This is a genomic window from Pseudoxanthomonas sp. F37, from assembly GCF_022965755.1.
In the GTDB taxonomy this organism is placed as follows: Bacteria; Pseudomonadota; Gammaproteobacteria; order Xanthomonadales; family Xanthomonadaceae; genus Pseudoxanthomonas_A.
In genome coordinates this window covers 1,277,473-1,292,231 of record NZ_CP095187.1, presented here as the reverse complement: position 1 = coordinate 1,292,231, position 14,759 = coordinate 1,277,473, and the positions used below count along the sequence as shown (strand labels likewise).

The 14,759-nt window shown below is 71.2% G+C and carries 11 protein-coding genes; 6 read left to right on the top strand and 5 right to left on the bottom strand.

Annotated elements, in window-relative coordinates; translation table 11 throughout:
* Nucleotides 1–27 precede the first annotated feature (27 nt).
* Nucleotides 28–2,841 carry a di-heme oxidoredictase family protein gene (locus tag MUU77_RS05945; RefSeq protein WP_245092647.1) on the bottom strand — a complete coding sequence of 938 codons (2,814 nt, stop codon included), beginning with the start codon at nucleotides 2,839–2,841 and terminating at the stop codon, nucleotides 28–30.
* A gap of 222 nt (nucleotides 2,842–3,063) precedes the next feature.
* Between MUU77_RS05945 and MUU77_RS05940 the strand changes: the two genes are divergently transcribed.
* The 5 genes from MUU77_RS05940 to MUU77_RS05920 all read left to right on the top strand — a co-directional run bounded on the left by MUU77_RS05940 (nucleotide 3,064) and on the right by MUU77_RS05920 (nucleotide 6,726).
* A complete protein-coding gene (locus MUU77_RS05940; protein WP_245092645.1) occupies nucleotides 3,064–3,810 on the top strand; it encodes a tetratricopeptide repeat protein in 747 nt (248 codons plus the stop codon).
* Between the two features lie 110 nt (nucleotides 3,811–3,920).
* Nucleotides 3,921–4,109, top strand: coding sequence for a hypothetical protein (locus MUU77_RS05935; protein WP_245092643.1), 189 nt, complete (start codon nucleotides 3,921–3,923; stop codon nucleotides 4,107–4,109).
* Between the two features lie 151 nt (nucleotides 4,110–4,260).
* A complete protein-coding gene (tilS, locus tag MUU77_RS05930) occupies nucleotides 4,261–5,550 on the top strand; it encodes a tRNA lysidine(34) synthetase TilS (protein WP_245092640.1) in 1,290 nt (429 codons plus the stop codon).
* A gap of 47 nt (nucleotides 5,551–5,597) precedes the next feature.
* Entirely contained in the window at nucleotides 5,598–5,858 is a 261-nt protein-coding gene (locus tag MUU77_RS05925; RefSeq protein WP_245092638.1) for an exodeoxyribonuclease VII small subunit, read from the top strand.
* Nucleotides 5,848–6,726, top strand: coding sequence for a farnesyl diphosphate synthase (locus tag MUU77_RS05920; protein ID WP_245092636.1), 879 nt, complete (start codon nucleotides 5,848–5,850; stop codon nucleotides 6,724–6,726). Before MUU77_RS05925 ends, MUU77_RS05920 begins: the two co-directional genes overlap by 11 nt.
* A 57-nt stretch (nucleotides 6,727–6,783) precedes the next feature.
* Here the strand turns inward: MUU77_RS05920 and MUU77_RS05915 are convergent, their stop codons facing one another.
* Together MUU77_RS05915 and pmbA are read right to left on the bottom strand one after the other, a co-directional pair.
* Nucleotides 6,784–7,161, bottom strand: a complete 378-nt coding sequence (locus tag MUU77_RS05915) for a DUF4870 domain-containing protein (protein ID WP_245092634.1) — start codon at nucleotides 7,159–7,161, stop codon at nucleotides 6,784–6,786.
* 118 nt (nucleotides 7,162–7,279) lie between these two features.
* On the bottom strand, nucleotides 7,280–8,638 hold the full coding sequence (gene pmbA / locus MUU77_RS05910; protein ID WP_245092632.1) for a metalloprotease PmbA: 1,359 nt from the start codon (nucleotides 8,636–8,638) through the stop codon (nucleotides 7,280–7,282).
* A 98-nt stretch (nucleotides 8,639–8,736) separates the two neighbouring features.
* Between pmbA and yjgA the strand changes: the two genes are divergently transcribed.
* A complete protein-coding gene (gene yjgA / locus MUU77_RS05905) occupies nucleotides 8,737–9,294 on the top strand; it encodes a ribosome biogenesis factor YjgA (protein WP_245092630.1) in 558 nt (185 codons plus the stop codon).
* A gap of 83 nt (nucleotides 9,295–9,377) precedes the next feature.
* Here yjgA and tldD read toward each other — a convergent pair whose 3' ends face one another.
* On the bottom strand, nucleotides 9,378–10,820 hold the full coding sequence (gene tldD / locus MUU77_RS05900; protein ID WP_245092629.1) for a metalloprotease TldD: 1,443 nt from the start codon (nucleotides 10,818–10,820) through the stop codon (nucleotides 9,378–9,380).
* A gap of 59 nt (nucleotides 10,821–10,879) precedes the next feature.
* Nucleotides 10,880–14,710, bottom strand: a complete 3,831-nt coding sequence (locus MUU77_RS05895; RefSeq protein ID WP_245092627.1) for a YhdP family protein — start codon at nucleotides 14,708–14,710, stop codon at nucleotides 10,880–10,882.
* Nucleotides 14,711–14,759: the final 49 nt, after the last annotated feature.

Below are 14,759 nucleotides of genomic sequence, written 5' to 3'. Positions count from 1 at the left end.
GTCCGGCGCTTTTTTTGTCCGCGTGGCCTACAGGGACTTGAGGAAATCGACCAGCGCGCGACGATCTTCCGCGTTCATCGCCTCGAAGCGCCGCTTCGCTGCGGCGCCTTGCCCGCCATGCCACAACACGGCCTCTTCCAGCGTGGCCGCGCGGCCGTCGTGCAGGTAGCGCACGTTCGGATCGATCGTCGCAGCCAGGCCCAGGCCCCAGAGCGGCGCCGTACGCCACTCGCGCGCAGTCGCACGCCCCTCGACGTAGGTATCGGCCAGCTCGGGTCCCATATCGTGCAGCAGCAGGTCGGTATACGGCCGGATGGTCTGGTAACGGAGTTCGACGAAGCGGTGGTGTCCGGTCCGCAGTTCGGGCGCGTGGCAGGTGCCGCAGCGCGCCGCTTCGAACAGCTGGGCGCCGCGCTTGACCCGCAGCTGGCGCGCACGCGCCTGGGCGTCCTGTTCCAGCGGATTGTCGAAGTCGCGCCGGGGTGGCACGCCCAGCAGGCTCAGGTAGAGCGTGGTCTGGTGGATGTCCGCGGCCGTCAGTTTCGCGCCGCCGGTGTCGGCCTGCGTGCAGGCGGTGCCCTGGCTGCCGCGCGCGCATTCCAGCGACGGCATCAGCGGCGACGCCACCCCCATGTCGGTGTTGAAGGCCAGCGAGGCCTGCTGTTCCAGCGTGGCGCTGCCACCCTTCCAGCCGAATCGGCCCACGCGACTGACGCCCGGGTCGCGCGCGTCGGCGACGATCTGCAGCCGGCCGGCGACCCCATCGGGATCGCCCTGCTGCGCCAGCACCAGGCGTTCCAGGTGCTGTTCCGGGACGGCTTCCAGCAGGCCCAACCCGACCAGCGAAGACGCCACGCGCACGGACAGGGCCGTCGGCAACGCCAGCGCCTGACCCGCGCGATCGCGTAGCGCGTAGTTCGGCCGGCGCAGCACATAGGCGCTGCCATCGGCGTAGCGGCCAGGGAGTTCGGTGTAGCCGGTCAACACCAGCTCCGCTTCGCGGCCATCGAGGTTGGCGCCACTTTCTCGGTAGGTGCCCTGCTGCAGGCGCAGGCCGAAGCGCGGATCCGCCGCCTGCGTGCCCGCGCCGGCCACGCCCACGAAAACGCCGAGCCGGTTCAACGGCGCGCCCACCACCGGCGAACTGCGACCATTGCCCGTGTGGCAGTCCACGCAGCGTGTCTGCGAGAAGTGCGGCGCGGTCTTGCCGGCGTGCGCGGCGAAAACCGTGTTGCTTTCCTCGGAGTGGTGACCGCTGGCGAACGAGGTGTGGATCAGTCGGCGCCCTTCGGCCCATGGCTGCATGTTGTAGCCGGCGATGTTGTGCGAGGCCTGCTGCAGCATCCGGTAGGGCTCGCTGGAAGTGTCCTCGTGCAGCGTCATCCACGGACCGGCACTGAGCGCCCCGGCCGGCATCGCCAGCGAATCCAGCGGCCGCTGCACGCCGTAACCCGGTCCGCGGAACCACGACACGATGCCATGCGAGCCCGCGCGGTACACCAGCGCCTCGGCGTAGTAGTTGAAGCGGCCGATGATGTCGGGGTTGCCGGCCAGGAAGATGCCCAGTTCGAACTCCACCAGGTCGCCCTTGCGCAGCGGGCGGTGCGCGTCGTTGGCGGCCGTGCGGATCTCCTTCACCAGCACGAAGGCGTTGCCGGGCGCGCCCGCGGGCGGTGTGTAGTTGGCGTTCGGATCCTGCCCGAGTTGCGCATAGCCGGGGATCGGTGTCTGCGTGGCCACGCCGCCGGGCAGCAGCTTCATGCCGCCGTTGTCGGCATACAGCGCCACCGAGGTCGGCTCCAACGGATCTTCGCTGCGCCGTCCGATGTAGCCATGGCGGAAGTTGGTGCCGTACCAGTAGTGCTGCGGCTTGACGACGATGGTCAGGATGCGCTGCTCGCCCGATGTGCCGGGCACCGCATCGTCGTGGATGATGATCTCGTGCGTGCGCCGCTCGAAGTACTGCGGCGGGAATACCTGGTAGCTGTCGTCGACGATGGGCTCGCGCGCATGCCGGTCGCGCACGCGTCCGCCGACGTGGGTGACCAGGGTGCCGTCGTCCTGCGTGTAGTGGACGGGGGCGGCCCCGTCGGGCCACAGCAGCGGCTGGTAGCGGGCCGAAGGCGGCACCGGCGGCGGGGGCGGCAGCATCGGGTGGGATCCGTTCTGCCGCACCGGCTGCGGCTCGCCGGCGCCGAGACGGAATTGCTGGGCGGGCACCGCCACGCAGGCGGCCTGCTCGAGGGCCGCGCCCGCGCCGGCCGAGGCGCCGGCGATGCCCAGGCACTTGCCGCTGTTGACGTTGACGATGCGGTAGCGGTCGCTCGCATCGATGCGCTGCAGGCGGAACCGCTGCGCGCCGCTGCCGTTGTCGTCCCACTGCTGCACGACCACATGGTCGGCCCCGGAAGCGCCCGGGATGTCGGCGGACTTCTGCGTGTGCAGGTTGCGCAGTCGGTACTGGCCCGTCGTGGTTTCGGCAATGTCGAAGAACTGGCGGTTCAGGCTCGCATCGCAGGCCGACTGCACCAGCGGCGTTCCGTTGGCCAGGTTGCCGTCGCGGATCTCCACGCACAGTCCGCTGAGCACGCTGGCGATGCGGTAGCGCCCGGACGGTACCGGGTCGACGTCGATGTTCTGCGGCGCGGCGGCCAGGGTGGATGCGTTGGCCGCGACGGTTCCCGCGCTTGCCTGTGTGGACGCCAGCATCGGGCGCGCGCGGCTCCAGAACGGCGACTCGCCGCCGGCTTCCTCCGTCTGCACGGAACAGGCGGCCAGCGAGGCCAGCGCGACCGCGGCGAACGCGCGGCGATGCCACGCACGTACAGGGGGGACATGCATCGGGGACCAACTCCTTGGGGACGCGTGGGGAACGTCGGCGCCGCCGCGGCCTCGCTCCCCGAGGCGACGCGGCCCGCCATCCGAGACAGGACGCGGCATGGTCGCAGAGCGCGTCGCCCGTCACTGTGACCCTCGCCGCACAACCCGCGCCGCACCCGTGCTGGCGCACGCGGCAAGGATGCCCGATGCTGGGCGCCCCGCCTCCGGCGTAAGCCTGCCTGCATGAGCCCCATCATCCTGCTGTCCTTCGCCCTGCAGATCGCCTGCTGCGTGCACGTGGTGCGCACGGGACGTCCGCTGTACTGGGTCTTCATCCTGCTGCTGTTCTCCTTCATCGCGGTGATCGTGTACTTCATCGCCGAGATCCTCCCGGACCTGCGCCACAACCCGTCGGCACGGCGCACGGTGCGCAGCATGCGCGACCGCATCGACCCCGACCGCGACCGGCGCGATGCAGCCAAGCTGCTGAAGGCCGCCGATACGCCGGCGAACCGGCGACGGCTGGCCGAAGAGAGCCTGCGCAGCGGCGACTACGCGCACGCCTCGGAACTCTACGGGCAGGCGCTCAAGGGCCTGTACGCCACCGATCCGGACCTGATGCTGGGGCTGGCGAAGGCGCAGTTCGGCCTGGGCGATCCGGCCGGGGCGCGCGCCACGCTGGACGCACTGATCGCCGCCAATCCCTCCTTCCGTTCCTTCGATGGCCACTTGCTGTATGCGCGCGCGGTGGAAGACACCGCCGGCGCCGCGGCCGCCATCCACGAGTACGAGGCCGTGGTGCAGGGCTATCCTGGCGAAGAAGCCCGCGCGCGCTTCGGCCTGCTGCTGAAGCGCCTGGGCGAGCACGCGCGTGCGCGCAGCCTGTTCCAGGAAATCCTCGACCGCTCCGATGCGGCGCCCCGCTACTACCGTCGCGAACAGCAGGACTGGATCGCCCTGGCCCGGCGCGAGCTCGCCTCGCTGGACTAGCCGCGACCGCGACGACGGACGGTTGACCACGATCAAGGCCGGGGCCCGCGCGGTGCGCGATGATGCACCCCAGGCCGGCGCATCGCCGGCGCCGCACGCGGGAGAGTGGAATGGACCTGCTGTCGTTGCCCTGGTGGATGCTGCCGGCGATCCTGTTCGTGCTGCCCGTGGTCGTGGCACTGGGGGTGAACCGCTGGCGCTTCCATCGTGCGGGGGTGAGCCAGCACCTGGTCCTGGGTCTGTTCGTCGGCGCGTGCTGGACCGCCGCCCTGATCGTCATCCTGCAACAGGTCAGGTAGGCGCCGCGCCCGGCCCGCGAGGCGGCCGACGCATCGTTCCGTTCGCCGGCACGGCGCCCGAAGCACGGCAGCCAAGGCGTGCGAACGGCCGTGACGCCGGACCGAGGCTGCGTGCCGGCCGCTTCATCGCTAGCATGCGCGGATGCGTCCCGTGGCCCCGCCCCTGCCCCTGCTGCCTGCCTCCACGGAGGGACCGGTGTGGGTGGCGTTGAGTGGCGGACGGGATTCGACCGTCCTGCTGCATCGCCTGGCGCAGGAGCCGGACCTGCGGCGCCGCGGACTGGGCGCGGTCCACGTGCACCATGGCCTGCAGCCCGAGGCCGATGCCTGGGTGGCGCACTGCGCCGCTGCCTGCGCGGCGTTGGACGTGCCCCTGCAGGTGCGGCACGTGCAGGTGGATGCCACGCAGGGCGAAGGCCCTGAAGCGGCCGCGCGGCATGCGCGGCGCGAGGCGTTCGCCGCCGTCATGGCGCCCGGCGACATCCTGACCACGGCACACCATCTGGAAGACCAGGCGGAGACCTTCCTGTTGCGCGCGCTGCGCGCCTCCGGCCCCGACGGACTGGCGGCGATGCGGTCCTGGCGCAGCTTCGGCCCGGGATGGCAATGGCGGCCGCTGCTGCACACGCCGCGCGACGCATTGCAGGCCTATGCCCGCACGCACGGACTGCGCTGGGTCGAAGACCCCAGCAACGCCCGCACCGACGCCGACCGCAATTTCCTCCGCCACGACATCCTGCCCCGGCTGCGGCAGCGCTGGCCGCAGGCGGATGCCTCGTTCGCGCGCAGCGCGACTCTCAGTGCGGAGGCCGCCGACATGCTGGCGCACCACGATGCCCGCCTGCTCGCCGAAGCGGCCACCGCCGACCCGGCCGCGCTGGCCATCGCCCCGCTGCGCGAAGCCGCACGCGCGCAGCGCGCGCGCGCGCTGCGCAGATGGATCCAGGGCCTGTCGCTGCCGCCGCTCCCGGCGGAGGGGGTGGCGCGCATCGACGCGCAGCTGCTGGACGCACGGGCCGATGCGCAGGCGGAATTCGTCTGGCAGGGCGCGGTGGTGCGTCGATGGCGCGGGCTGCTGCATGCCGAGCGCACGCGCCGGATCCTGCCCGCGGACTGGCATGCCGACTGGGACGGGACGACCCTGCTCGCACTGCCCGATGGCGGCACCCTGTCGCTGGAGGGCGGCGCTTGCCGGTTCGACACGCCGTTGCGGGTCAGTGCGCGCGGCGGCGGCGAGCGCATCGCCCTGCCGGGGCGGTCCCACCATCACGCCTTGAAGGATGTACTGCAGGCGCTCGGCATCCCGCCCTGGGAACGCCGCCAGCTTCCACTGCTCTGGCGTGGCGACAGGCTGTGGGCGGCGGGCGACTTCGTCCTGTCGGCCGACGCCGACACCTGGTTGCGGACGCACCGTGCGCGACTGGTGTGGCGGCGCGGCTGAGGCTGCTCGCGTTTGACCTGACCGCGCCCGATCCCCACACTTGCCGCATGGCCAAGAAAACCCCCGCAGACGCCTCGCCCGTCGCCCATTTCGAGCAGTCGCTGGACGAACTCGAGCAACTGGTCGAGAAGATGGAACACGGCGAGCTGAGCCTGGAAGCCTCGCTGGCCGCCTACGAACGCGGCGTGGGCCTGTATCGCCAGTGCCAGGCCGCGCTCGAACAGGCCGAGCTGCGCGTGCGCCTGCTCAGCGATCCGGAACAGCCGGACAGCGGCGACGACTTCGCACCCGCGCCCGATGGCCGCTGATCCGCGTTTCGCCGCCTGGGCGGCAGCGCTGGAAGGCCATCTGGAGCGGGCGCTGCCACCGGCCGAAACCGCCCCGCGACGCCTGCATGCCGCCATGCGCCACGCCGTGCTCGGCGGCGGCAAGCGCATGCGCGCCCTGCTGGTCTACGCCAGCGGCGCACTGCTCCGGGCGGACCCGGCCACGCTGCATGCGCCGGCCATCGCGGTGGAGCTGATCCATGCCTATTCGCTGGTGCACGACGACCTGCCCGCGATGGACGACGACGACCTGCGCCGCGGCAAGCCCACGGTGCACGTCGCCTTCGACGAAGCCACCGCCATCCTTGCCGGCGACGCGTTGCAGACGCGTGCGTTCGAAGTGCTGGCCTCGGCCGCGGTCGCCGCGACCCTGCGGGTGGACTGGCTGGGCACGCTGGCGCAGGCCTCCGGTGCGGCCGGCATGTGCGGCGGCCAGGCGCTGGACATCGACGCCACCGGGTCGCAGCAGACGCTGGACGACCTGCAGCGCATGCACGCCCTGAAGACCGGCGCCCTGATCCGTGCCGCCGTGCGCATGGGTGCGCTGGCCGGCGCGGCCGACGCCGCCACGCTCGAGCGGCTGGACGACTTCGCCACGGCGTTGGGGCTGGCGTTCCAGGTGCGCGACGACATCCTCGACATCGAGGCCAGTTCCGAACAACTGGGCAAGACCGCGGGCAAGGACGTGGCGCAGGCCAAGTCGACCTATCCGGCCCTGCTGGGAATGGACGGCGCCAAGGCGAAACTGGCCGAGCTGGATGCGCGCATGCGCCAGGCGCTGGCTCCGTACGACGGCGGTGCCGATGCGCTGCGCGGGCTCGGCGAGCTGGCGATCCACCGCGCGCACTGAAGCGCGGCATGAAAAAAGCCCGGCGATGCCGGGCTTTTTCTTCCACGCGAAGATCGCTTACTTGATCAGGCGCAGGGCGAACGGATAACGGTAGGACTCGCCGTTGTTGGCCTTGATGCCGGCGATGATGCACAGCACCAGGTTGGCGATGCCGACCAGCGGCATCAGCAGCAGGCCGATCAGCACGAAGGCCAGGATCCACGAGATGACGATGGCGATGAACACGGTGATCTGGAAGTTCAGCGCTTCCTTGGACTGGTCCACGACGAAGCCCTTGGCTGCGTCGTCCTTGCTGACCAGCCAGATGATCAGCGCGCCGATCGGGCCGGTGACGATGCCCAGCAGGTGCGCCAGCAGCGACATGGTGCGCTGGTCCTGGGGCGCATCGCCTGCGGGCGGCGGCGGCGGTGCGGTGACGTTGTCGAATTCGCTCATCTAGGTGATTCCCCTAAGTGGTGGGTGGGCGGTCGAGCGCCGCGATCCCCCGCGGCCCTCCGCATGCCAAGCATAACGGGTAACCGCGTCGATGGCGGCCACGGCCCCCGCCTCCGGCCTATTCGCCCGCCACCGTCATGCGACCGACCAGCAGGGAGCCCACGCCGACATGGGAGCGGCGGTCCACATCGCGGCCCACCGCCTCGATGCCGGCGAAGATCGTCTTGAGGTTGCCGGCGATGGTGATGCCGTCCACGGGGTAAGCGATCACGCCCTGCTCCACCCAGAACCCCGCCGCACCACGCGAGTAGTCGCCGGTCACGCCGTTCACGCCCTGCCCCATCAGCTCGGTGACCAGCAGGCCGGTGCGCATGCCGGCCAGCAGGTCGTCGAAACCGCCCGCGTTCGCCTTCACCTGCAGGTTGTGCACGCCGCCGGCGTTGCCGGTGGTCTGCAGGCCGAGCTTGCGCGCCGAATAACTGCCCAGCACGTAGCGCTCCAGCACGCCATCGCGGATGAGGCAGGAGCGCTTCGTCGCCACGCCCTCGGCATCGAACGCGGCCGAACGCAGGCCATGCGGCAGCAGCGGCAGTTCCTCGATGGCGAACCAGTCGGGGAAGATGCGCTGGCCCACGTGATCCAGCAGGAAGCTGGCCTTGCGGTACAGCGCGCCGCCGGACACCGCACCCAGCAGGTGGCCGATCAGCGAACGCGCGACCTCCGCCGAGAACAGCACGGGATACTCGCCGGTCGCCAGCGAGCGCGGCTGCAGGCGCGCCACCGTCCGTTCGGCGGCCTTGCGGCCGATGGCCGCCGGGTCTTCCAGCTCCTGGTGCGACAGTGCGGTGCTGTACCAGCCATCGCGCTGCATGGCATCGCCCTGCCCGGCGATCAGCGCGCAACCGATCGTATGCTGGGTGTCGCGCTCGCGGCCGATGAAGCCGTGCGAATTGGCATATACCGAGAGGCTTTCGCCGCTGCCGATGGAAGCACCGTCGGAGTTCTCGATGCGCGCGTCGGCGTCGCGGCCCGCGGCTTCGCAGGCCAGCGCCAGATCGACGGCGCGGTCCATGTCCAGCGCCCAGGGATGCCAGACATCCAGATCCGGGAACTCGCGCGCCATCAGCGCGGCATCGGCCAGCCCGGCGGCCTCGTCGTCCTCGGTGAAACGGGCGATGGCGCAGGCCTGCTCCACCGTGGCCTCCAGGCTCTCCTCGCGCAGGTCGGCGGTACTGGCGCTGCCCTTGCGCTTGCCGAAATAGACGGTCACGCCGATGCCGCGGTCGCGGGTGGACTCCACCGTCTCCACCTGGCCCAGGCGCACGTTGACGTTGAGGCCGGTTTCCTCGCTGCAGCTCACTTCGGCCTGGGTGGCCCCGCGTGCCCGCGCGCGCTCCAGCAGGCGCCGCGACAGTGCCTCCAGGCGTTCGAGCCGGGCCAGGCTGTCGTCGGGGGAAGTCAGGGCGGTGGCGTTCAATGCTTTATCCTTGTATCCAGTGATCCGCGCGCGGGCGACGGATCGGCATTCGATCAGGCTCCCACGGCACGCCGTGGAAGCGACAGAGAGGCTTCACCATGCGCGGACGCGACCCCGAAACCGGCGAATTCTATAGCCCCAGCCGCACCCGGCAGCGGATCGAGGCGCTGGAGATCCGCAGCCTGGCCGAGAAGCTGGTGGCGCTGCCGGCCGCGCAGCTGGCGCGCCTGCCGATTCCCGAGGAGCTGATGCCGCACATCGTGGAAACGCAGCGCATCACCTCGCACATCGCGCACAAGCGCCAGTTGCAGTTCCTCGCCAAGCAGATGCGACGCCAGGACGATGAAGTGCTGGAAGCCATCCGCGACGCGATGGACGAGGGTGGCGAAGCGGCGCGCCGCGAGACCGCCCTGCTGCACCAGGCCGAACAGTGGCGCGACCGCCTGCTGGCCGATGGCGATGCGGCGCTGGCCGACCTGCTGGAGGCGTTCCCGCACGCCGACCGGCAGAAGCTGCGGCAGCTGGCGCGCAACGCCGCCGACGAGAAGGCCAGGAGCAAGCCGCCGCGCGCGTTCCGCGAACTGTTCCGCGAACTGCGTGACGTGCTGGCCGATGCGGGTGCCGCGCAGGACGCCGACGAAGACGACGCGTCCTAGCGCCTCTGTTGCCCCCGGCGAGAGAAGCAGGTTCTTCCCGCGGGAACCTTCTCCCGAGAGGAGAAGGGACATGCAAGGACGCATCACGCCTTCGTCCCGCCCACCGTCAGCCCTTCGATCAGCAGCGAGGGCTGGCCCACGCCCACCGGCACGCTCTGGCCGTCCTTGCCGCAGATGCCGACGCCCTGGTCCAGCGCTAGGTCGTGGCCGACCATCTTCACCTTCTGCATCGTCTCCGGGCCGTTGCCGATCAGGGTGGCGCCCTTCACCGGCGCGGTGATGCGGCCATCCTCGATCAGGTAGGCCTCGGTGGCGGAGAACACGTACTTGCCGCTGGTGATGTCGACCTGGCCGCCGCCGAAATTGACCGCGTAAAGGCCCTTCTTCACCGAGCGGATCATGTCTTCCGGATCGTCCTGCCCGGCCCGCATGTAGGTGTTGGTCATGCGCGGCATCGGCAGGTGCGCGAACGATTCGCGGCGGCCGTTGCCGGTGGGTGCCACGCCCATCAGGCGTGCGTTGTGGGTGTCCTGCATGTAGCCCACCAGCACGCCATCCTCGATCAGCGGGGTGCAGTTCGTCGGCGTGCCTTCGTCGTCGATGCTGAGCGAGCCGCGGCGGCCGGGCAGCGTGCCGTCGTCGACGATGGTGACGCCCTTGGCTGCCACCTGTTGCCCGATGCGGCCGGCGTACACGCTGGTGCCCTTGCGGTTGAAATCGCCCTCCAGGCCGTGGCCGACGGCTTCGTGCAGCAGCACGCCGGGCCAGCCGCTGCCCAGCACCACCGGCATCACGCCGGCCGGGGCATCGATCGCCTCCAGGTTCACCAGCGCCTGGCGCAGCGCCTCGCGCGCGAGGTCTTCCGGCTTGCCGTCGGCGAACAGCTCCGCATAGCCGTAGCGGCCGCCCATGCCGGCGTAACCCGACTCGCGGCGACCGTTCTGTTCCACGATGACCTGCACGTTCAGGCGCACCAGCGGGCGCACGTCGGACGCCAGCACGCCGTCGCTGCGCGCCACCAGCACGGTGTCGATGCCGCCGGACAGGCTGACGGTCACCTGCTGCACGCGCGGATCGGCCGCGCGCAGGAACCGGTCCACCGCGCGCAGCGCCTCGACCTTCGCCTCGTTGCCCATCGCATCGATGGGGTCCTCGCCTGCGTACAGCGCGCGGCCGCCGCTGCGCACCAGCGCGCGCGGCGCATGCGTGGCCCCGTCGCGGGCGATGGCGCGTGCGGAGCGGGCCGCGTCCAGCAGGGCCTGCGCGTTGATGTCGTCGGAGTAGGCGAAGCCGGTCTTCTCTCCGGAGATGGCGCGCACGCCCACGCCCTGCTCGATGGAATGCGCACCGTCCTTGACGATGCCGTCCTCGACGGTCCAGCTCTCGCGGCGCGCATGCTGGAAGTACAGATCGCCGAAGTCGATGCCCGGCCCCAGCAGGGTGCCGAAGGCCCGATCGAGGCCGGACGGATCCAGGCCGGCAGGCAGGAGGAGACGGGTTTCGGCAAGCGGGATGGGCAGGGTCATGTCTTCACCATGGGGGCGGCAGGCGGCCGCGACAAGCGCGGTCGCCGGCGCGCGGGATGTCAGGGGGCGCCGGCGCTGTCGGCGCGGTCGTACGGGCGGACCCGCGACTGTTCGCGTCCCACCACCTCGACCTTGGGCGATTTCCACGGGCCGGTGACCCGGTAGGTCTTGGCGCCCATTTCGGCCAGCGGCTTCTTCAGCACCGCATTGGCCACGGCGCCGACCGCCGCGCCGATGGGGCCGCCGGCGACGGCGCCGACCGCGGTCAGCACGTTGGCGGACTTGGGCTTCACGTCGACGGTCTGGTCGAAGCGCTCGCTGCGCAGGTCGGTATCGCCGCGGATCCGGATCTCCGCCGCGGGTCCGTCGATCACCAGGTTGTCGCTGCGGGCCAGCCCGCCGGCGATGCGCACGTCGCCATCGATGCGGTTGAACGCGAACCCCTTCGAGAAGAAGTCGCTGAAGTCGAGCATCAGCCGGCGCCGCACTTCCGCCACGCTCAGCAGGCCCAGCACGCGGCCCGCGCCGGGCTCGACTTCCAGCAGGTGGCCATCGCGCGCGGCCAGCTTCACGCTGCCTTCCAGCGACGCCAGGCGGAACGCCGCCGGACTGCCGGGCCAACCCGCTTCGGCGGTGATCTGCCCGTGGCCGCCACCGATGCGGTCGCCCAGGCCAAGGTCGTCCATCAGCACGCCGAAGTTCTCGCTCTTCACCTCGGCGGCGAAACGGGTGCGGGCCGCCGCACCCACGCCGGTCCACTGCCCGCTCACGTCGATATGCTGGCCTGGCGAACGCAGCTGCAACTGGTCGACGTGCATGCCGTCGGCCTGCTGGCGCGTGCGCAGTTTGGCCGCACCCAGGCGCGCGTCGCCGAAACGCAGGTCTTCGATGTCCAGCGACAGCGGCGGGATGTCCGCCGGGTTGAACTCGTCGCCGGTATCCCCTGCGGGCGCGACGGCGGCAGCGCCGTCGGGCGCGGGTGCCTTGCGCCAATGCATGCGCGCCAGCTTGCCGGCGATGGCCGCGCCCTTCGCGTCGGGGACCAGCAGCGCGCCGGACAGCGCATCGCCATCCAGCGACACCGCCAGCGCCTGCTGCGCGGGTGCCAGCTGCAGGCGCGTATCGGGGAACACCGAGCCGATCATCAACAGGCGCTCGGCGGTGACGTCGATATGGCGCAACGGCAGCGATCCGCCTTCGCCGCCGCCCTTGGCCAGCGCCACCCATTCCATCGCATCCAGCGTGCCGGCGCGGCCGGTCGCGACCAGTCCGGACGCCGGCGCGGCGTCCTTCACTTCATGGCTGCCCAATACGACACGCACGCCGGTCTGGCCGTTGCTGGCGCGTGCGCGCAATGCCAGCAGGTCTCCGAACGCCACGTCGATCTGCCCGCTGCCCATCGGCAGCGGCGCGCGAACGATGGTTTTCAGCGGCGAGCCGGGCGCCTTGCGCAGCGGCGCCGGCAGGCTCATCGCGGTGCCCACCAGGTCGGAGGTGAGGTTGAGCTGGGTCGGCGCCTGCGGCCTGCCGGCGGCGCTGCGCGGAATCTCCACGCCCACCGTCCACGACGAACGGCCGTCCATGTAAGGCTTCAGCCATGCCATCTCGGGCGCGCGGTCCAGCAGGCGATCGGCATCCACCACGGTGGACAGGTCCGCCTCGAACGCCTGGCGGCGGTCGCGCGTGCCACTGCCGGCGCGCAGCCCGAGCACGCCCGCCTGACCCTCGTGCACGACCTGCAGCGGCCCCGACGCGAAGCCGCCATCGTCGTACTTGGCCTTGCCGCGAACGTTCTCGAACACCAGGTCCCAGCGTTTCTCCGCCAGCCGCGCACCCTTCAGATCCACCGTACCGGCCAGCTTGCGGCGTGCCTGTTCGTCGGCGTGCAGCGGCTGCAGCAGGTCGAAGGTCGCCGCCACCGGTCCCTTCGCCTGCAGGTGGTCCAGCGTATCGGCGTAGCTCTTGCGCAACGGGCTCTGCCGCAACATCGCCAGCAGCTTGCCCGCATCGGTGTCGGTGCGCGCGGTGATCTTCAGGTCGCCCTGGCGGAAGTCGGCGATGCCGGCTTCGAACGCCGGAACCGCGACGTCGGCGAGCATGCCGCGCGCCTTCAGCAGGAAGCCGTTGCCGATGAAGGCGATATCGCCGTGCACCTGCTCCACCTGCGGCCACTCGTGCTGGAACTTGAACTGCCCGCCCTCGATGCGCGCCACGGCTTCGAAGCGGCCGTTCTGGCGGGTGAACGGCCAGTCGTCGAGATCGCCGGTGACGATGGCGCGTCCCTCGCGCACCATGCCGCCGACCAGCGCGCCATTCAACCAGTCCACGGCGACCTTGGACATCTTGTGGTGGATCCAGAAGCCCTTGGCCGCCGGCACCGGCGCGTCGTCGAGATCGGCGGCCAAATCGATCCACGGGCGCGTGCCATCCCCCTGGAACCACAGGCCGCCGCGCACGTCGGCGGCGTAGTCCTTGCCCTGCACGCGCAGCGCCGGCGTGCCCACGCGCCAGCCCTGGCCCTCGCGCCAGCCCAGCACCTCGCCCTGCAGCCTGACGTCGTGGACCACCGCGAACCCGCGTGGCCAGTCGAACCGCATGCGCGACGCCGGATCGAGCTTCAGGCGGAATCCGGCCGCATCGCCGTCGAAGTCGCCCGCCAGCCCGCTGAGTCCGGGCGCATCGCCGACCGGGGCGAACGAGATGTCGCGCAGCGTGCCTTCGCCCTGCATCGCGCCATCACGACGGCCCGCCAGCGCAAGCCGCGCCAGCCGCGCGCCCGGCCTGGCCTGCACCAGCCAGCGACGCAGGCCGGGTTCGACCCGGTCGCTCAATCCCAGCACCGCGAACAGCGGGGCGGCGTCCACTTCGTCCGCCAGCAACGCATAGCGCGCGCCGCCGGCCAGCACCAGGCCGTCCAGCGTCTGCACCGCCGGTGCGCTGCCGACTCGCAGGCGCGGCGCATCCAGGCGCCAGCCGCCGTTCACCAGCCGCCAGCGCATGCGGCCTTCCAGTTGGTCGAACGCCAGGCGGGTCGGCGCGGTGGAGGCCGGCAGCGGAACGCCGCGCAGGCCGACCTGGCGCAGTTGCGCGTCCGCGGTCACCAGCACCACGCGATGCCGACGCAGCTCCGTCCATGCGCGCACCCGGCCATTGCCGCGTTCGGCCACGACACCGGCATAGCGCAGCAGCGGTGCCCAGGCGCCGATGTCCTCAGCGACGACATCCAGGTAGGCGCGGCCGTTGCCCGCCTTGCGGTCGAAATCGACGGCGACGTTGAGCGGCGCCGCGTCCTTGCGGATCCAGGCGCGCGTGCCCGCGCGCACGCGGTCGCCCTGCACGCGCAGGCGCAGGTCGATGTCGGGCACCCGGATATCCCAGCCCAGCGACGGCGCGATGATGGCCAGGCGCCCGTCGATCACCTGCAACTCGCCCAGGCCTTCCAGACTGGACAGCGGATCGCCGTCCGCCTGTTGCTGGCCGGGCAGGCCTCGCACGGACCACGCGCCATCGTCGGCACGCTGCAGCGTCAAGGCCAGCCCGCGCAGGCGCAGCTCGGTGAACGAACGCCCCGGCAACAGGCCGCCATACATCGACACCAGCACCTCGGCCTGGCCGATGCGCACACCGCTGTCGCCCGCTCCCAGCCGCAGCCCATCCAGCTGCAGCAGCGGCCCACGGCGCGTCCATCGGGTCTTCACCGCGTCGAAGGCCACCGGACGGCCTGCGCGCTCGCTGAGCCAGGCCGCGATGCGGTCCGGATGGCGCTCGGCCAGCGGCAATACCTGGCTGGCGATGCCGAGCACCACGGCCATGCACACCAGCACGACCGCGGCGCCGTAGACGGCACCCCGACGGGCCAGACGCAGGCGACGGCGCAGCGGTGTGGGCATCAGTGGGCCGGGAATCGGGAATGGGGAATAGGGAATGGAAGCGTCAACG